Annotated in this window: 16 protein-coding genes and 1 riboswitch; of the genes, 9 read left to right on the top strand and 7 right to left on the bottom strand. The window is 52.1% G+C overall.

Going from position 1 to position 17471, the window contains the following annotated elements; all coding sequences use genetic code 11:
- Nucleotides 1–33: 33 nt before the first annotated feature.
- Both trhP and yegS read left to right on the top strand, forming a co-directional pair.
- Nucleotides 34–1395: a prephenate-dependent tRNA uridine(34) hydroxylase TrhP gene (gene trhP, locus I6L53_RS07750; RefSeq protein ID WP_042318041.1), complete on the top strand. Its 1362-nt coding sequence runs from the start codon at nt 34–36 to the stop codon at nt 1393–1395.
- 398 nt (nt 1396–1793) lie between these two features.
- On the top strand, nt 1794–2693 hold the full coding sequence (gene yegS, locus I6L53_RS07745) for a lipid kinase YegS (RefSeq protein ID WP_042318040.1): 900 nt from the start codon (nt 1794–1796) through the stop codon (nt 2691–2693).
- Here the strand turns inward: yegS and fbaB are convergent.
- Nucleotides 2690–3742, bottom strand: a complete 1053-nt coding sequence (gene fbaB, locus I6L53_RS07740) for a class I fructose-bisphosphate aldolase (RefSeq protein ID WP_042318073.1) — start codon at nt 3740–3742, stop codon at nt 2690–2692. The genes yegS and fbaB overlap by 4 nt on opposite strands.
- A gap of 250 nt (nt 3743–3992) precedes the next feature.
- Between fbaB and I6L53_RS07735 the strand changes: the two genes are divergently transcribed.
- From I6L53_RS07735 to I6L53_RS07725, 3 genes are read left to right on the top strand one after another with little or no spacing between them, the layout of a single operon-like run.
- Nucleotides 3993–5264, top strand: a complete 1272-nt coding sequence (locus tag I6L53_RS07735; protein WP_042318039.1) for a nucleoside permease — start codon at nt 3993–3995, stop codon at nt 5262–5264.
- Nucleotides 5261–6265 (top strand): ADP-ribosylglycohydrolase family protein, encoded by a 1005-nt coding sequence (locus I6L53_RS07730; protein ID WP_042318037.1) that lies wholly within the window; start codon nt 5261–5263, stop codon nt 6263–6265. The genes I6L53_RS07735 and I6L53_RS07730 overlap by 4 nt, the downstream gene beginning before the upstream one ends.
- Nucleotides 6262–7227 (top strand): PfkB family carbohydrate kinase, encoded by a 966-nt coding sequence (locus tag I6L53_RS07725; protein ID WP_042318036.1) that lies wholly within the window; start codon nt 6262–6264, stop codon nt 7225–7227. Before I6L53_RS07730 ends, I6L53_RS07725 begins: the two co-directional genes overlap by 4 nt.
- Here I6L53_RS07725 and I6L53_RS07720 read toward each other — a convergent pair.
- The 3 genes from I6L53_RS07720 to thiM are packed head-to-tail and all read right to left on the bottom strand — an operon-like array spanning nt 7201 to nt 9574.
- The gene (locus tag I6L53_RS07720; RefSeq protein ID WP_042318035.1) at nt 7201–7947 is read right to left on the bottom strand and encodes a GntR family transcriptional regulator; all 747 of its coding nucleotides are present in this window, start codon (nt 7945–7947) and stop codon (nt 7201–7203) included. The genes I6L53_RS07725 and I6L53_RS07720 overlap by 27 nt on opposite strands.
- A gap of 41 nt (nt 7948–7988) precedes the next feature.
- Nucleotides 7989–8789, bottom strand: coding sequence for a bifunctional hydroxymethylpyrimidine kinase/phosphomethylpyrimidine kinase (gene thiD / locus I6L53_RS07715; protein ID WP_042318032.1), 801 nt, complete (start codon nt 8787–8789; stop codon nt 7989–7991).
- Entirely contained in the window at nt 8786–9574 is a 789-nt protein-coding gene (gene thiM / locus I6L53_RS07710; protein WP_042318031.1) for a hydroxyethylthiazole kinase, read from the bottom strand. Before thiM ends, thiD begins: the two co-directional genes overlap by 4 nt.
- A gap of 31 nt (nt 9575–9605) precedes the next feature.
- Nucleotides 9606–9703: riboswitch (TPP riboswitch) on the bottom strand.
- 484 nt (nt 9704–10187) lie between these two features.
- Between thiM and I6L53_RS07705 the strand changes: the two genes are divergently transcribed.
- Nucleotides 10188–11021 (top strand): YadA C-terminal domain-containing protein, encoded by an 834-nt coding sequence (locus I6L53_RS07705; protein ID WP_042318029.1) that lies wholly within the window; start codon nt 10188–10190, stop codon nt 11019–11021.
- A gap of 122 nt (nt 11022–11143) precedes the next feature.
- Here the strand turns inward: I6L53_RS07705 and I6L53_RS07700 are convergent, their stop codons facing one another.
- Nucleotides 11144–11578 (bottom strand): hypothetical protein, encoded by a 435-nt coding sequence (locus tag I6L53_RS07700; protein WP_042318027.1) that lies wholly within the window; start codon nt 11576–11578, stop codon nt 11144–11146.
- Between the two features lie 745 nt (nt 11579–12323).
- Between I6L53_RS07700 and I6L53_RS07695 the strand changes: the two genes are divergently transcribed.
- On the top strand, nt 12324–12650 hold the full coding sequence (locus tag I6L53_RS07695; RefSeq protein ID WP_042318025.1) for an RcnB family protein: 327 nt from the start codon (nt 12324–12326) through the stop codon (nt 12648–12650).
- A 312-nt stretch (nt 12651–12962) separates the two neighbouring features.
- On the opposite strand, the gene apbC is transcribed toward I6L53_RS07695, so the two are convergent.
- Nucleotides 12963–14072 (bottom strand): iron-sulfur cluster carrier protein ApbC, encoded by a 1110-nt coding sequence (gene apbC / locus I6L53_RS07690; protein ID WP_042318024.1) that lies wholly within the window; start codon nt 14070–14072, stop codon nt 12963–12965.
- Between the two features lie 166 nt (nt 14073–14238).
- Here apbC and metG point away from each other — a divergent pair, with 166 nt between their 5' ends.
- The gene (metG, locus tag I6L53_RS07685; protein WP_042318023.1) at nt 14239–16272 is read left to right on the top strand and encodes a methionine--tRNA ligase; all 2034 of its coding nucleotides are present in this window, start codon (nt 14239–14241) and stop codon (nt 16270–16272) included.
- A 201-nt stretch (nt 16273–16473) separates the two neighbouring features.
- The gene (locus I6L53_RS07680) at nt 16474–16932 is read left to right on the top strand and encodes a YehR family lipoprotein (RefSeq protein WP_042318022.1); all 459 of its coding nucleotides are present in this window, start codon (nt 16474–16476) and stop codon (nt 16930–16932) included.
- Between the two features lie 45 nt (nt 16933–16977).
- Here I6L53_RS07680 and I6L53_RS07675 read toward each other — a convergent pair whose 3' ends face one another.
- Entirely contained in the window at nt 16978–17448 is a 471-nt protein-coding gene (locus tag I6L53_RS07675; RefSeq protein WP_042318021.1) for a YehS family protein, read from the bottom strand.
- Nucleotides 17449–17471 lie beyond the last annotated feature (23 nt).

The following is a 17471-nucleotide window of genomic DNA, read 5'->3' as shown; positions in this document are numbered from 1 at the left end:
GCGGATCTGACCTGTCATCAGAACGAGAACATTATGTTTAAACCGGAACTCCTTTCCCCGGCGGGAACGCTGAAAAATATGCGTTACGCTTTCGCCTATGGCGCAGATGCCGTCTATGCGGGCCAGCCGCGTTACTCTCTGCGCGTGCGCAATAACGAATTTAATCACGAGAATCTGCAGCTCGGCATTAATGAAGCCCATGAGCTGGGGAAAAAATTCTACGTGGTAGTGAATATCGCGCCGCATAACGCGAAGCTGAAAACCTTTATTCGCGATTTGAAGCCGGTGGTGGAAATGGGTCCGGATGCTCTGATCATGTCTGACCCGGGGCTCATCATGCTGGTGCGTGAAAACTTCCCGGAGATGCCGATTCATCTCTCCGTCCAGGCCAACGCCGTTAACTGGGCCACGGTAAAATTCTGGCACTCGATGGGACTGACCCGCGTGATTCTGTCTCGCGAGCTGTCGCTGGAAGAGATTGAAGAGATCCGCAATCAGGTGCCGGAGATGGAGATTGAGATCTTCGTTCACGGCGCGCTGTGCATGGCCTACTCTGGCCGCTGCCTGCTCTCTGGCTACATCAATAAACGCGACCCGAACCAGGGCACCTGCACCAATGCCTGCCGTTGGGAATACAACGTGCAGGAAGGCAAAGAAGATGTCGTCGGCAATATCGTTCACAAATACGAGCCGATCCCGGTACAAAATGTGGAGCCGACGCTGGGTATCGGCGCGCCAACCGATAAAGTGTTTATGATTGAAGAGGCCCAGCGTCCGGGTGAATACATGACCGCGTTTGAAGACGAGCACGGCACTTACATCATGAACTCGAAAGATCTGCGCGCCATCGCGCACGTTGAGCGCCTGACGCAGATGGGCGTGCACTCGCTGAAAATCGAAGGCCGAACCAAATCCTTCTACTACTGCGCGCGTACCGCGCAGGTTTATCGTAAAGCGATTGACGACGCTGCGGCTGGCAAGCCGTTTGACCCACAGCTGCTGGAAACGCTGGAAGGCCTGGCGCACCGTGGCTACACCGAAGGTTTCCTGCGTCGCCACACCCATGACGATTATCAGAACTACGAATACGGTTATTCGGTTTCCGAACGTCAGCAGTTCGTGGGCGAGTTTACCGGTGAACGCAAAGGCGACCTCGCTGCCGTGGCGGTGAAAAACAAATTCTCCGTTGGTGACAGCCTGGAACTGATGACCCCACAGGGCAACGTTAACTTTACGTTAGCGCAGATGGAAAACGCCAAAGGCGAACCGATGCCGGTGGCCCCGGGAGATGGTTATACCGTATGGATCCCTGTTCCGCAGGATCTGACGCTGGATTATGCGCTGCTAATGCGTAATTTTTCCGGCGAATCGACGCGTAATCCGCACGCTAAATAGTTAATCAGGGTTATTTTTTCACGCCAGGAGGAATCTTAGAAACCGATCACATACCGCTTCGTTCTTTAAGGGTATTATCCATTTCGCTGAAAAACATAACCCATAAATGCTAGCTGTACCAGGAACCACCTCCTTAGCCTGCGTAATCTCCCTTACGCAGGCTTATTTTTTTTTGCTGCCTAAATCGCGGTACTGATGCGTTGGCTGCACTCACTCACCCTGGTCACATAGTAATTCTATGCTCCCAGGGATTCGTTCATTTGCCGCCTTTCTGTACCGCGATTTAGTTTGCAAAAATAGTATATTGTGTGCGTATTTTAAGCCTGTTCTGACCTCCTCTTTTCGTTTCTGCTATACACTTTCTTCAGGGCTTTCAAAAACAAACAGGCAAAAAAGGAATGGATCATTTTCCCTCCAGCGTATTGATTCTGAATGGTAAAAGTGCAGATAACCCCGTACTACGGGAAGCCATTGGGCTGCTCCGCGACGAAGGGGTCGAGATTCACGTTCGCGTCACATGGGAAAAAGGCGATGCCGGACGCTATGTCGAAGAGGCCCGCCGTCTGGGCGTTGAAACGGTGATCGCCGGCGGCGGTGATGGCACGATTAATGAGGTGTCGACAGCCCTGATTCACTGTGAAGGCTCCGATATTCCAGCGCTCGGCATCCTGCCGCTGGGCACTGCCAATGATTTTGCCACCAGCGTCGGGATCCCTGTTGAGCTGGATAAGGCGCTGAAGCTGGCGATTGTCGGCAACGCCATTGAGATTGATATGGCGCAGGTCAACGATAAGACCTGTTTTATCAATATGGCGACCGGCGGTTTTGGCACACGTATCACCACCGAGACGCCGGAAAAGCTGAAAGCCGCGCTGGGCGGCGTGTCATATATCATTCACGGCCTGATGCGCATGGATACGCTTAAGCCGGACCGCTGCGAAATCCGTGGCGAAAACTTCCACTGGCAGGGTGACGCGCTGGTAATTGGAATTGGTAATGGACGTCAGGCTGGCGGCGGACAGCAATTGTGCCCGAATGCGTTGATCAACGACGGTCTGCTGCAACTGCGGATATTCACCGGGGAAGAGATCCTGCCCGCGCTGTTTTCGACCCTGAAACCGCAGGAAGAGAATCCCAATATTATTGACGGCGCCTCCGCCTGGTTTACTATCCAGGCGCCGCATGACATTACCTTTAATCTGGACGGCGAACCGTTGAGCGGACAGGAATTTCATATCGAAATCCTGCCCGCCGCATTGCGGTGCCGGTTGCCGCCGGATTGCCCGCTACTGCGTTAAGCAATCGTCACTTTGTTGTCGAGATAAACATCCTGCACGGCGTTGATCAGTTTCACGCCGTCAGCCATCGATTTCTTGAAGGCTTTGCGACCGAGGATCAGTCCCATCCCCCCTGCACGTTTGTTGATCACCGCAGTACGCACCGCATCGCTCAGGTCGGTCTCGCCGCCCGCTGCGCCACCGGAGTTGATTAACCCGGCGCGCCCCATGTAGCAATTTGCCAGTTGATAGCGCACCAGATCGATCGGGTTCTCCGTGGTCAGCTTGCTGTAGACACGATCGTCGGTATAGCCATAGTTCACGGCTTTGTATCCGCCGTTATTTTCCGCCATTTTTTGTTTGACGATATCCGCGCCAATGGTTGCCGCCAGATGGTTCGCCTGCCCGGTTAAGTCGGCGGAGACGTGGTAATCGACGCCATCTTTTTTAAACGCAGAATTTCGCAGATAGGCCCACAGTACGGTGACCATACCGAGCTCATGCGCCCGTTCAAAGGCGGCGGAAATCTCTTCAATCTGCCGACGTGACTCTTCAGAACCAAAGTAGATGGTTGCGCCTACAGCCACCGCCCCCAGATTGAACGCCTGCTCCACGCTGGCGTACAGCGTCTGGTCATAGGTATTCGGATAACTAAGGGTTTCGTTATGGTTGAGTTTCACCAGAAACGGAATGCGATGCGCGTAACGACGCGATACGGAAGCCAGTACACCATAGGTCGAGGCCACACAGTTACATCCGGCTTCGATCGCCAGTTCGACAATGTTTTTCGGGTCGAAATAGAGCGGGTTAGCGGCAAACGAGGCACCGGCCGAGTGTTCCACACCCTGATCAACCGGTAAAATCGACAGATAACCCGTTTTGCCCAGACGTCCGGTGTTATACAACGTCTGCATATTACGCAGTACCGCGGGCGGTCGGTTGTTATCCACCATCACGCGGTCGACGTAGTCATGTCCGGGCAGATAGAGTTGGTCAGAGGGTATGGTCATGCAACGATGCTGTAAGAGGCTGTCGGCGTCTTTGCCAAGCAACTGCGCAATATCAGTCATAGCTATGCTCCCGTAAGTTCCGAAGGTGTCGGAATGTGAATTGTCCTGACCCGCGTTTTGCGGGCAGCCATAAGTCTGGTACTGACCGGCCATTTTTTCCATCTTTCGGGCATTTTTCAGCGTTATCCGCTGGCACGATTCACTGACGAAAAAGTGTTAAGACGGTCAAGCTTTCGCCTCAAAGGTATTTAAAAGGTATTATTAAATGGTACTGTCATGACGTACCTTACCTGTCATGAAGGATTTAAAGATGAAAACTACAGTGAAGCTGTCGTTCATGATGTTTGTTGAATGGTTTATCTGGGGAGCCTGGTTTGTTCCGCTCTGGCTCTGGTTAAGTAAAAGTGGTTTTACCGCCGGTGAGATTGGCTGGTCTTATGCCTGTACCGCAATCGCCGCAATTCTGTCGCCGATCCTCGTGGGCTCTTTGACCGACAGATTTTTCTCGGCGCAAAAGGTGCTGGCAGTGTTGATGTTCGCCGGTGCGGTGCTGATGTATTTTGCCGCTCAGCAGACGACGTTCGGTGGATTCTTCCCGCTGCTGCTGGCCTACTCGCTGACCTATATGCCGACTATCGCGCTGACCAACAGTATCGCGTTTGCCAACGTACCGGACGTGGAGCGCGACTTCCCGCGCATCCGTGTGATGGGCACCATCGGCTGGATCGCCTCCGGTCTTGCCTGTGGATTCCTGCCACAGATGTTAGGCTATAACGATATCTCACCAACCAACATCCCGCTGCTGGTGACGGCTGCCAGCTCTGCGCTGCTGGGCGTGTTTGCCTTCTTCCTGCCAGATACGCCGCCGAAAAGCACTGGCAAGATGGACTTCAAAGTCATGCTTGGCCTGGATGCGATTACCCTGCTGCGCGATAAAAACTTCCTTGTCTTTTTCTTCTGTTCGTTCCTGTTCGCAATGCCGCTGGCGTTCTATTACATCTTCGCCAATGGATATCTGACGGAAGTCGGGATGAAAAACGCCACCGGCTGGATGACCCTCGGTCAGTTCTCCGAAATCTTCTTTATGCTGGCGCTGCCCTTCTTTACCAAGCGCTTTGGTATTAAGAAGGTATTGCTTCTTGGTCTTATCACCGCCGCGATCCGCTATGGCTTCTTTATTTACGGTAGCGCGGACGAATACTTCACCTATGCTCTGCTGTTCCTCGGTATTTTGCTGCACGGTGTGAGCTATGACTTCTACTACGTAACGGCGTATATCTACGTCGATAAAAAAGCGCCGGTGCATATGCGTACCGCCGCGCAAGGGTTGATTACGCTCTGCTGTCAGGGATTCGGCAGCCTGCTGGGTTACCGTCTCGGCGGCGTGATGATGGAAAAAATGTTTGCCTATCAGGAACCTGTCAACGGTCTCACTTTCAACTGGGCTGGCATGTGGACATTCGGCGCGGTGATGATCGCCGTGATTGCCGTGCTGTTTATGATTTTCTTTCGCGAATCGGACAAAGAAATTACCGCTATTGAGGTTCGCGAGACTGCATTGACACAAGGGGAAGTAAAATGAAAGCAGAACGTATTCTCGGTGCTCTTTACGGGCAGGCGTTAGGGGATGCGATGGGTATGCCGTCAGAACTGTGGCCCAGAGCCCGCGTTAAAGCGCACTTTGGCTGGATTGACCGCTTTCTGCCGGGCCCACAAGAGAATAATGCGGCCTGCTATTTTGGCCGCGCAGAATTTACCGACGATACCTCAATGGCGCTCTGTCTGGCAGATGCCCTGCTGGCGAGCGACGGCGAGATCGATCCGGATCTGATTGGTCGTAACATTCTCGACTGGGCGCTGCGCTTTGACGCCTTCAACAAAAACGTCCTCGGGCCGACATCAAAAATCGCCCTGAACGCCATTCGTGACGGGAAACCGGTGGCAGAACTGGAGAACAACGGCGTTACCAATGGCGCAGCTATGCGCGTGTCGCCGTTAGGATGCCTGCTGCCAGCGCGCGATCTGGATGCGTTTATCGACGACGTCGCCCTGGCCTCCAGTCCGACGCACAAATCGGATCTGGCTATCGCCGGCGCGGTAGTGGTGGCATGGGCGATTTCGCGGGCGATTGAAGGTGAAGCATGGGCTGACATCGTTGAGTCGCTTCCCGCCATCGCGTTACACGCCCAGCAGAAGCGGATCACCACCTTTAGCGCGTCGCTCTCTGCGCGGCTGGAGATGGCGCTAAAAATTGTGCGTAATGCGGACGGTGCCGAAGCGGCCAGCGAACAGCTGTATCAGGTGATCGGCGCCGGAACCAGCACCATCGAATCGGTCGCGTGCGCCATTGCGATGGTTGAACTGGCGCAAACGGATCCCAATCGTTGCGCTATTCTGTGCGCGAATCTCGGTGGCGACACCGATACTATTGGGGCGATGGCAACGGCCATTTGCGGTGCGTTGCAGGGCATCAGCGCCATCAATCCGGCATGGAAACAGGAGCTGGATACGGTCAATCAGCTCGATTTCAACCGTTATGCAACGGCGCTTGCACGTCTGCGCCAACGTCGGGAGGAGTCATGAACGCTTCACGTTTAGCTGAACTGCTGCCAGGTTTAACGACTCGCCAGCCGGTCACGGTCATCGGCGCGGCGGTCATTGATGTCATTGCCGATGCCTATGCTCTGCCCTGGCGCGGCTGTGACATTGAGCTGAAGCAGCAAGGTGTTAACGTTGGCGGCTGCGCGCTGAACATCGCCGTCGCGTTGAAACGGCTGGGCATTGATGCCGGTAACGCCCTGCCGCTGGGCCAGGGCGTGTGGGCTGATATTATTCGTAACCGGATGGCGAAAGAAGGATTACACAGCCTCATTGAGACCGCAGAAGGCGACAACGGCTGGTGCCTGGCACTGGTCGAGCCGGATGGCGAGCGCACCTTCATGTCATTCAGCGGCGTTGAGAATCAGTGGAACGCCGACTGGCTGGCTCAGCTAACCATCCCGCGTAATAGCCTGATTTATCTCTCGGGCTATCAGTTGGCCTCGCCCTGCGGCGAACTGCTGGTACAGTGGCTGGAAGGTCAGGAGCAGGTGATGCCGTTTATCGATTTCGGTCCGCGCATTGGCGATATTCCTGATGCGCTCATGGCACGCATTCTCTCCTGTCGTCCGCTGGTGTCGCTCAATCGTCAGGAAGCTGAAATTGCGGCCCAGCGGTTCGATCTGAGCCAGGATGTGGAAGATTTAGGCGCAGAATGGGTGGAGCGATTTGCGGCACCATTAATCGTTCGCCATGACAAAGAGGGCGCCTGGTTTTTCAGTAAGCCATCCTCTGGTCATGTTCCCGCGTTTCCGACACAGGTCGTTGATACGATTGGTGCGGGTGACAGTCACGCGGGCGGGATGTTAGCCGGACTGGCATCGGGCTGGTCGCTGGCGGACGCGGTGCTGCTCGGCAACGCCGTGGCCTCCTGGGTCGTCGGACATCGCGGCGGTGACTGTGCGCCGTTTCGCGAGGCGTTACTCCTCGCACACAAAAACGTATAAATCGCTTCGGCAGTAGCTGATGCTGTACTCAATGGGACGCTGCTGCTGATCAAGCGCCACTTGTTTGATCACCAGCACCGGCACTTTACTGTCCATCTGGATATGTGACTGGAACTCGGCATCCGGCATTTTTGCGCTAACCCGCGAGCGGGTACGCTGTGGGTGGATGTGTTGGCTACGGAAATAGTCATACAGCGATATGCCTATCTCATCGGCATCATGAATGAGATGCGCGGGCACCCACGACTCTTCGATAGACACGGCATCTTCATCGACGTAGCGAATGCGTTTAAGCAGAAAAACATCGCTACCGGCAGCAATCGCTAACTGTTGCGCCACCTCTTCCGGGCACTTCACGACTCGCTTGTTAACCCATAAGGTGTCTGGTTTTTTCCCACGCAGGACAACCTGCTGAGAAAAACCGCGCGCCTCTTTCAGCGAATACTCAAAGATATTGTTGATCTGGGTACCGTAGCCGCGCGCACGTGTCACCACGCCCTCTTCTTCCAGTGCCTGCATCGCTTTACGCACCGTGATGCGTGACACACCAGTCAACTGGCTGAGATCCCGCTCGCCTGGCAAAATATTGCCGTGTTCAAGCACTCCACTGCGCACGGCATTTTTCACCGTCTCGGCAAACTTGATATAGAGCGGCGTATTATCCACCGCTGAAATACGTTCGTTCAGTTGCGCGATAAGTTGAGTATGCGCTTGTTCCATGAGTCTTTTTCCTGACAGCCAGTCTGCTGCCAGTATATACGCTACCAGTACGCGTGGAAATGATGAACAGGCCCAATGCCGTGCCCGACCTCCAGCGTATCCGCCTGCGCCAGCGCCGCCGACAACCAGACTTTCGCCTCCTGCACCGCCCCTGCCCAGTCAGCATGTCGGGGACGCAGTGCGGCCAGCGCCGCAGAAAGCGTGCAACCGGTGCCGTGCGTGTTTTTGGTCATCACCCGCGGTGCGGTAAAACGCTGCTCACCGTCAGCCGTAAAAAGCCAGTCAGGGCTTTGCTTATCATCCAGATGACCGCCTTTCATTAACACCGCGCCACAGCCCATCGCCAGCAGCGCCCGTCCCTGTTCAAGCATCTCTTTTTCTGAACGCGCATGTGAACAATCCAGCAACGCTGCCGCTTCAGGCAGGTTGGGCGTAATCAGCGAAACCTGCGGCAGCAGTCGCTTGCGCAATGTCTCAACGGCAGAAGGCGAAAGCAACGGATCGCCGCTTTTCGCCAGCATGACTGTGTCGAGCACCACGTTCTGCACCCGATAACACTGCAAGCGCTCAGCCACCGCCTCGATAATGTCAGTTTCCGCCAGCATGCCGATTTTGGTGGTATCGATGCGCACATCGCTGAACACCGAATCGAGCTGCGCGGCAACAAAATCGGGTTCAATGCGATATACCGACTGTACGCCACGCGTATTCTGCGCCACCAGCGCGGTAATCACCGAACAGCCGTAAGCGCCAAGCGCCGAAAAGGTTTTCAGATCGGCCTGAATGCCCGCGCCACCGCTGGGATCGGTGCCGGCAATCGTCAAGGCGTTAATCCGCTTCATGCTGCGACCTCCGTATCCAGGGTGTAGAGCGCATCGAGAAATGCCGGAATGAAACTGCCGGGGCCGTGACAGGTTTTACTGGCAATCAGCCCCGCCTGTTTCATCCACCCACAGGCAGAAGCGATATTTTCGATTCGGTTTCCGGGCAGCGCACAACTGGCGGCCACCACGGCAGAAAGCGCGCACCCGGTGCCCACGACCTTCGTCATCAACGGGTCACCACCGGTGACGCGCAGAGTGCGCTCACCATCTGTGATGTAATCCACTTCACCGGTAACCACCACAATAGCGCCGGTCTGGCGTGCCAGAACCTGCGCCGCAGGCAGAGCCGTTGTGACCGCATCGGTGGCATCCACACCGCGTCCCCCGGCGCTTTCACCCGCTAACGTCAGGATCTCAGAGGCATTACCGCGAACGGCTGCAGGTTTTAAGGCAAGGAGTTCAAGGCAGAAACGGCGGCGAAACTCGAGCGCGCCCACGGCGACGGGATCCAGTGTCCAGGGTGTTTTTGCGCTGTTCGCCTGCTCAACCGCCGCGCGCATTGCCCGCGCGCGCGGCTGGGTCAGCGTACCCACGTTAATAAGCAAGGCGCTGGCAAGGGCTGCGAACTGGCGAGCCTCTTCCGGCTCAATCACCATCGCCGGAGAAGCGCCCAGCGCCAGTAGCGTATTGGCGGTAAAACTCTGTACGACGTCATTGGTCATACAGTGTGTTAACGGAGAAAGGGTACGAAATTGTTTTAAGATACGAACCGCATGTTCGCGGCTGTGCAGGTCAGGCTGCATGATTACGCTCCTGCCCGCGCGAAGAAGGGACACGAGTGGTGTCTGACTTCCCTACGCTGGCATTATCCAGATCAGGTGGTACGGGTATTTCTCAGCCCTTAATAAAAAGGGGCACCCCGAGTCAAATTACTGATAAAACAATTAATTACATATCAAAATATCGATATTTAGTGTAACCGCCTGTACCGAGCAGGTGCAAGGAGTTTTTCTGTGCGTAGCAACTACAGCATCATCAGGACAAAACGTGGTCAACGCTTATAAGCAATAAAATATTTATTAATGCAGAAAATCATTATTTTCGCCACTTCATAAACATATTTCCCCTGGCAACACCTTATGCTGACTGGCTTATTAATGTTTACATTAAAATAATCCAAACATAACTCGAAACACCTCCTTATTTATTAAACTCAAATGTGATCCAGGTCAAGATTATTAGCCTTGCATTAGTGGATAGTTCGCCTCACGAATTAAGGAGATTCTGAATTAAGATACTCTAAACGTATTATTAATGTTGACATCCATTTTTATTAACAACTATTGAATCACACTCGTAATTAAAAAGAGTGGGAATAACTGTTTTTATATCGTGTTTTGAATGTGAGAATTTCAAATGAAATCTGTAAATAAATCCATTATTGCTGTTGTCGTTTTCTCTGCTCTGTTCACTTCCCTTGCCCCTGCAGCCCAGGCGGCTAACGTTGATGTTGCGGTCGTCAATCAAAATACGAATGGAGGATTTATCATTTCCGGAATTGATAGTGCAACATATGATCTGCAAAAACACGAAGGACAAATATCCGCCCTGGAAGCGGGTAAAGCGGATGTGACTCAGGTGAATAATGTTGCCACTTATGCACAACAAATTCGCACCGATCATGATAACCTGGTACAACGTGTCACTCTGGATGAACAATATGACGGCCAGGCAATCATTAAGAATCGCGATGATATTGCCACGAACAAAGCTAACCAGAAAATTGTCGATAACGATCAAAACGTGTTAATTAACACAAATGGTGGTAAAGCTGACACTGCATTACAGCGTGTGGCGACTAACCAGGTCGCGGTGTCTGACGTGCAAACTAAACAAAAAGCGCAAGATAGTGTCATTCAGACACACACCGGCCAGTTAGCTAACCATGAAACGCGTATTACAACCCTGGAAAATCAAAATAATTCGCGCTTCTCTTCAATGGAAAAACAGCAAAACGACGATCGTAAAGAATACCGTAGTGGTATTGCTGGAGCCGCTTCTATCGCCGGACTTCACTATGTTGATACCGATAATGCTATTGCTGTTGGCGCTGCTGATTTTAAAAGTGAACAAGGTTATGCCATGGGTTATCGTCATAAATTCGCGGAAAATGTCGCCGCAACGGTTAGCTATGCCGGAACGTCTGACGGTGATTCCGTCGTGGCGGCTTCGGCTTCATTAGGCTGGTAAGAACAGAGTGAAACAACGCTAAGGTATCTGTTAAAACGGCGGCGCTTCAACATGAAGCGCCGCCTTTCTGGCAAAAAATAATTTTTATCTGACCCGCCGCACGGACAGCAAACGATGATTTTTTATTTTGCCCAACCCAGCATCTGGCGCTGGTCATTAAGTACCGCTAACCGTCCCGTGCTGTACACGATAAAATAATGTAAACCTTGCTGATAAACGGTGGCGCTTTCCTCTTTCTCCACGACCGCCGCAGGCAAACCATTAATATTCAAACCGGTACTGACCTTTTTGATTTCCAGTCCTTCATAGTAATAGACGCTTTTTTTCTTTGCGGCCTGCGCATGCTGTTTTACCGCAGCGCGAGCATTGGCATAAGCGTTCTGCTGCGCATTGCTGGCAATCATTTGCTGATTGGCACGATCGACCTGGTAGCAAACATCACGGCTTACCCCTTTAGCTTCACAGCGCGCGAGGCGTTCTTCTTCCGAAACGCAACCAGATAATACGCTTGCGATAACCAGAACATAAATTGTCTTTTTTATGCTTAACGCTTTCATAACTACCGTCACCATCATTAGTTAACAAAAAAAATAATGCAGCTGGCCAGCCGCGAATTTGATATCAACAGATCACGTGCAGGATATTTTTGTCGTTCTTTCCTGTCAATATAATTCATGTGGTGTCGCGATTAACAGATTCTCCCGGCATGAAAAATAAGAGCACTCCTGGCTGTTTTTTCATTCTGATTTATTAAATTAGCAATTAATTAACTAAGAAAACACAAAGATACAATGTCATCAAATACCATTCCATCCATACTATTAAATACGTTAAATATTATGATATTTATCAAGATCAAAAAATGCTCACTACGCCATAGTATCGCGTAAGATAATTTATATGCTGACATTGATTAATTGTTATCTATAAAAACATTCCTGGCGTCTCTGTTTATGAAATATATTTCAATATGAAACCGAATTCGTTAACGTTGATAATCCTCTCTCTTTTTCTGTATTCACTGCTGATCTCTATGGGCTTCATCGCAGGTGTGATGTATGCCGAGCGGCTACACTTTTGCATCTGGGGATCGTGGCATGGGTAGCCAGTGGTCCGAAAACGCTGTCTTCCACCATCATTTTTGGCCGAATTCTTCTATAGTGCAGTTGTCAGACGAAAAAATGTATTTACATTTTTTACGAAATTTTCGGGAATCTAACAAACCAGCGCTTGTCAGTTATCATGTAGACCGGGAAATATACCCGACTGATTTAGAGGGTCTTAACAGTGGAGCGTAGACGTATGAAGAACAAATTGGTGATGGGCGTGCTGCTGCTCGCATCCAGCGCGGTCTGGGCCGCACCTGCTACAACCGTCGCCGCGAAGGGGATTGATCAGTACGAACTTAGCGGTTTCATCGCTGACTTCACCCATTTCAAACCGGGCGATACGGTGCCAGCAATGTATCGTACAGACGAATACAGTATCAAACAGTGGCAGTTACGAAATTTACCCGCTCCGGATGCAGGGACTCACTGGACCTATATGGGCGGTGCGTACGTGTTGATCAATGACGCTGACGGTAAAATTATTAAAGCCTACGATGGCGAGATTTTTTACCACCGCTGAGATTCGCCCCCTCGGACTGAGGGGGAATTCAAACATTTACTTTAGTGTAATCCCTGTAGTCAAAATAGTTACAGCACAGTTCGTCTGCCTGTAAAGTATGGTCATGACTCCATTGCCATACCAATAGAAAGAATAAATTAATCGCACGGGAATGAGCCATTTAAATGCTGGATTACGCTTCTTTCTTAAGAAAAATAGCTGTCCTGTTCAGTGGCGCTACATAATTCAGACAGCATTATTTAAATTAGACATTCACCGCATCAATATTAAACAGATACGGCGAATGGAGATAACGAAACCGTTCAGCAGAAATCAGACGGCGCGAAAGGCAATTTCACCAGGGATGACTTCACCCTGCCAGTAAAGCTGCGCGGCCACACGTCCCGCCAGTTCTCGATACATTACGGTAAAATCACTGTCCGGACGACTGATGACGGTCGGCGTTCCGCGATCGAGATCTTCACGCAGACTGATATGCAGCGGCATCTGCCCCAGCAGTTGCGTGTGATACTGCTCAGCCAGTTTCTGCGCGCCGCCAGTGCCAAAGATCGGCTCATGATGGCCGCAATTGCTGCAGATATGCATGCTCATATTTTCGACAATGCCCAATACCGGCACTTCGACTTTTTCAAACATGACGATACCTTTTTTGGCGTCGATCAGCGCGATGTCCTGCGGCGTGGTGACCACGACAGCACCTGTGACCGGAATGTTTTGCGCCAGGGTCAGTTGGATGTCACCGGTGCCCGGGGGCATATCCAGCACGAGGTAATCCAGATCCGGCCACAGCGTCTCCTGCAGCATCTGCATCAGCGCTTTGCTGGCCATCGGCCCACGCCAGACCATCGCGTTATCATCAGTGACCAGATAGCCGATGGAGTTCGTCGCCAGGCCGTGGGACATAATTGGTGCCATATGGGTGCCATCCGGCGAGGTTGGACGCTGATTTTCCGCGCCCAGCATGGTCGGGATCGACGGCCCATAAATATCGGCGTCCAGAATCCCCACTTTCGCCCCTTCTGCCGCCAGTGCCAGCGCCAGATTGACCGCTGTCGACGATTTCCCAACGCCGCCTTTACCGGAACTGACGGCGATAATGTTCTTCACGCCATTCACACCCGGCTGATTTTTCACACGCTTCAGGGTGGCAATCGTGTGAGAAAGCTTCCAGTCGATCGCTTTCGCCCCGGTGATGCGCAGCAGATCAGCGCTACATTGCTCTTTTAACACCTCAAATGCACTGTGCCAGACGAACGGCATGACCAGTTCAACGTGCAGCGTGTCATCCATCCAGGCGACATGGTGTAACGCCTTAAGCGTCGTCAGATTATGCTTCAGGGTGGGGTGCTGAAAATTCGCCAGCGTCCCGGCGACCATCGCGCGCAGGGTCTCTGGTGATTTAGCCTGGGATTGTGCGTTCATCCCGACTCCTTTTTTGTTGTTCTGAAAAGGTCAATTGTAGCGAGGTAGTTTACTCCAGCGGTAACAATTAATCATTTATGGTTTAATGCCCTTAATTCTTGGCGTAGTTATTCCCTTTCAGGTAACATCAGAACCCCCTTTCAACAGAGAAGAAGTAATACCTACTATGACTCAAGTCGCGAAGAAAATTCTGGTAACGTGCGCACTCCCGTACGCCAACGGCTCAATCCACCTCGGCCATATGCTGGAGCACATCCAGGCTGATGTCTGGGTCCGTTACCAGCGAATGCGCGGCCACGAGGTCAACTTCATCTGCGCCGACGACGCCCACGGCACGCCAATCATGCTGAAAGCGCAACAGTTGGGTATCACTCCGGAGCAGATGATTGGTGAAATGAGTCAGGAGCACCAGACGGATTTCGCCGGGTTCAACATCAGCTATGACAACTACCATTCCACGCACAGCGAAGAGAATCGGGAGCTGTCTGAGCTTATCTATACCCGCCTGAAAGAAAACGGTTTTATTAAGAACCGCACTATCTCTCAGCTTTACGATCCGGAAAAAGGCATGTTCCTGCCAGATCGTTTTGTAAAAGGCACCTGCCCGAAATGTAAATCACCGGATCAATACGGCGACAACTGCGAAGTGTGCGGCGCGACCTACAGCCCGACTGAGCTGATCGAGCCGAAATCCGTGGTGTCTGGCGCAACGCCGGTGATGCGTGACTCTGAACACTTCTTCTTTGACCTGCCCTCTTTCAGCGAAATGCTACAGGCGTGGACCCGTAGCGGCGCGTTGCAGGAGCAGGTTGCAAACAAAATGCAGGAATGGTTTGAATCTGGCCTGCAACAGTGGGATATCTCCCGCGATGCGCCTTACTTCGGTTTTGAAATCCCGAATGCACCAGGCAAATATTTCTATGTCTGGCTGGATGCGCCAATCGGCTACATGGGCTCCTTCAAAAACCTGTGCGACAAGCGCGGTGATACCGTCAGCTTCGACGAATACTGGAAGAAAGATTCTACTGCCGAGCTGTATCACTTCATCGGCAAAGACATCGTTTACTTCCACAGCCTGTTCTGGCCGGCGATGCTGGAAGGCAGCAACTTCCGCAAGCCGACGAACCTGTTCGTTCATGGTTATGTCACGGTCAACGGCGCGAAGATGTCCAAATCCCGCGGCACCTTTATTAAGGCCAGCACCTGGCTGAACCATTTTGACGCTGATAGCCTGCGCTACTACTACACCGCGAAACTCTCTTCACGCATTGATGATATTGACCTGAATCTGGGAGATTTCGTCCAGCGCGTGAACACCGATATTGTCAACAAGGTCGTTAACCTCGCATCCCGTAACGCTGGCTTTATCAGCAAGCGTTTTGATGGCGTGCTGGCGGCAGAGCTGGCCGATCCAGCGCTTTATAAAACGTTTACCGACGCAGCGACTGTTATTGGCGAAGCGTGGGAAAGCCGTGAATTCAACAAAGCGATTCGTGAAATCATGGCGCTGGCGGATGTCGCAAACCGTTATGTGGACGAGCAGGCCCCGTGGGTCGTGGCGAAACAGGAAGGTCGCGACGCGGACCTTCAGGCGATTTGCTCAATGGGTATCAACCTGTTCCGCGTGCTGATGACTTACCTGAAGCCGGTTCTGCCGACGCTGAGCGAGCGCGTCGAAGCGTTCCTCAACACGGAACTGAGCTGGGATGCAATTGCACAACCACTGCTGGGCCACAAGGTGAACACCTTCAAAGCCTTGTACAACCGTATCGACATGAAACAGGTTGACGCGCTGGTTGAAGCGTCTAAGGAAGAGGTCAAAGCCATGGCCGCGCCAGTGACCGGCCCGCTGGCAGACGATCCGATTCAGGAAACGATCTCTTTTGACGATTTCGCCAAAGTCGATCTGCGCGTGGCGCTGATTGAAAACGCCGAGTTCGTTGACGGCTCCGATAAGTTGCTGCGCCTGACGCTGGACCTGGGCGGCGAGAAGCGTAACGTCTTCTCCGGTATTCGCTCTGCCTATCCGGATCCGCAGGTGCTGATTGGTCGTCATACCATCATGGTGGCGAACCTGGCGCCGCGTAAAATGCGCTTCGGTATCTCAGAAGGGATGGTGATGGCTGCCGGTCCTGGCGGAAAAGATATCTTCCTGCTGAGCCCGGATGAAGGCGCGAAGCCTGGACATCAGGTTAAATAACCCCTCTCTCAGGCGCCGCTCACGCGGCGCTTTTTTTGCGATCGATAGAGTCATCACCACCAGATCGCCTGATTTTCAGATTTTTCATACTTCATTTTCGGACATCTCAAATAACATCTTTCCCCTATACTGCCCTCTTCTGGTATACATACCAGGTACGACTTTTTTTGAGCACCAGACGTTTAATAAAATGGAGTTTACATGAAAGCATTAAATACGTTTTTTTCGGTAGTTTTCGCGTCAGTTCTCGTTTTCTCTCTGGCAGGATGTGGCGACAAGGAAGAAAGCAAAACATTCAAAGCGGATGTCAATGGTACTGAGATCGTAATGACCTATACCTACAAGGGTGACAAAGTCATTAAGCAGACCTCACAGAACAAAATTAACTTTGCCTCGCTCGGGGTAAAAACCAAAGAAGACGCGGCGAAAATCCTTGATCCAATCAGTGCAAAATATCAAAACATTCCCGGTGTGGAAGAGAAGCTGACCTATAAGGATGGCTACGCTGAAGAAACCGTCTCTGTTGACATGGAGAAGGTTGACTTTAAAAAGCTGCAAGGGGTGATGGGTACTCAATTCTCGGGTGATCCGAGCAACGGTATCAGCATGAAGCAGAGCCAGAAAATGCTGGAAGCCTCTGGCTTTAAAGAAGTGAAATAATCAAACAACGACAACCCGACATCATGCCGGGTTGTCGCTTTTCTTTTAGCCTTTATTACCGTGCAGACGTACAGCCAATCCACGCAGGAAATAACGCAAAAACTGGTCGCCGCACTCGCGGTAGTTTTTATGATCAACAGAACGCATCATGGCCGTGATTTCCGGCATTGAAACGCGCACGTTCTGCTGGGTCATGATCGCCTGAATGTCATCCGTTTTCAGCGAAAAGGCGATACGCAGCTTTTTCAGCACCGTATTGTTGTTCACCCGACGCTCCAGTGCCAGTTCAGGCGCGGAATCATCTTTGCCACGCTTCTCGTAGATCAGGCCGTTCAGGAATCCGGAGAGGATGATATCCGGGCAGCGGACAAATCCCTCTTCATCTTCTTTGGTCATCCAGGTATCGAAATTCGCTGAGGTGGATTCCATGTCGGCGAGCGCAAGAATGCGCACCATGTCGTTATTATTGGCTTTCAGGGTGTAGCGCAGGCTACGAAGAATATCGTTACTAAGCATAGAGCCTTCAACTGTCGATGATG

Origin of the sequence: Citrobacter farmeri, from assembly GCF_019048065.1 — a bacterium.
Taxonomy (GTDB): domain Bacteria; phylum Pseudomonadota; class Gammaproteobacteria; order Enterobacterales; family Enterobacteriaceae; genus Citrobacter_A; species Citrobacter_A farmeri.
This window is presented reverse-complemented; position numbering and strand designations above follow the sequence as displayed.

What these genes read in the sequence shown, in the direction of transcription:
- trhP (WP_042318041.1), top strand. Translation starts at nt 34, where the DNA reads ATGTTTAAACCGGAACTCCTTTCCCCGGCGGGAACGCTGAAAAATATG.
- yegS (WP_042318040.1), top strand. Translation starts at nt 1,794, where the DNA reads ATGGATCATTTTCCCTCCAGCGTATTGATTCTGAATGGTAAAAGTGCA.
- fbaB (WP_042318073.1), bottom strand. Translation starts at nt 3,742, where the DNA reads ATGACTGATATTGCGCAGTTGCTTGGCAAAGACGCCGACAGCCTCTTA.
- I6L53_RS07735 (WP_042318039.1), top strand. Translation starts at nt 3,993, where the DNA reads ATGAAAACTACAGTGAAGCTGTCGTTCATGATGTTTGTTGAATGGTTT.
- I6L53_RS07730 (WP_042318037.1), top strand. Translation starts at nt 5,261, where the DNA reads ATGAAAGCAGAACGTATTCTCGGTGCTCTTTACGGGCAGGCGTTAGGG.
- I6L53_RS07725 (WP_042318036.1), top strand. Translation starts at nt 6,262, where the DNA reads ATGAACGCTTCACGTTTAGCTGAACTGCTGCCAGGTTTAACGACTCGC.
- I6L53_RS07720 (WP_042318035.1), bottom strand. Translation starts at nt 7,947, where the DNA reads ATGGAACAAGCGCATACTCAACTTATCGCGCAACTGAACGAACGTATT.
- thiD (WP_042318032.1), bottom strand. Translation starts at nt 8,789, where the DNA reads ATGAAGCGGATTAACGCCTTGACGATTGCCGGCACCGATCCCAGCGGT.
- thiM (WP_042318031.1), bottom strand. Translation starts at nt 9,574, where the DNA reads ATGCAGCCTGACCTGCACAGCCGCGAACATGCGGTTCGTATCTTAAAA.
- I6L53_RS07705 (WP_042318029.1), top strand. Translation starts at nt 10,188, where the DNA reads ATGAAATCTGTAAATAAATCCATTATTGCTGTTGTCGTTTTCTCTGCT.
- I6L53_RS07700 (WP_042318027.1), bottom strand. Translation starts at nt 11,578, where the DNA reads ATGAAAGCGTTAAGCATAAAAAAGACAATTTATGTTCTGGTTATCGCA.
- I6L53_RS07695 (WP_042318025.1), top strand. Translation starts at nt 12,324, where the DNA reads ATGAAGAACAAATTGGTGATGGGCGTGCTGCTGCTCGCATCCAGCGCG.
- apbC (WP_042318024.1), bottom strand. Translation starts at nt 14,072, where the DNA reads ATGAACGCACAATCCCAGGCTAAATCACCAGAGACCCTGCGCGCGATG.
- metG (WP_042318023.1), top strand. Translation starts at nt 14,239, where the DNA reads ATGACTCAAGTCGCGAAGAAAATTCTGGTAACGTGCGCACTCCCGTAC.
- I6L53_RS07680 (WP_042318022.1), top strand. Translation starts at nt 16,474, where the DNA reads ATGAAAGCATTAAATACGTTTTTTTCGGTAGTTTTCGCGTCAGTTCTC.
- I6L53_RS07675 (WP_042318021.1), bottom strand. Translation starts at nt 17,448, where the DNA reads ATGCTTAGTAACGATATTCTTCGTAGCCTGCGCTACACCCTGAAAGCC.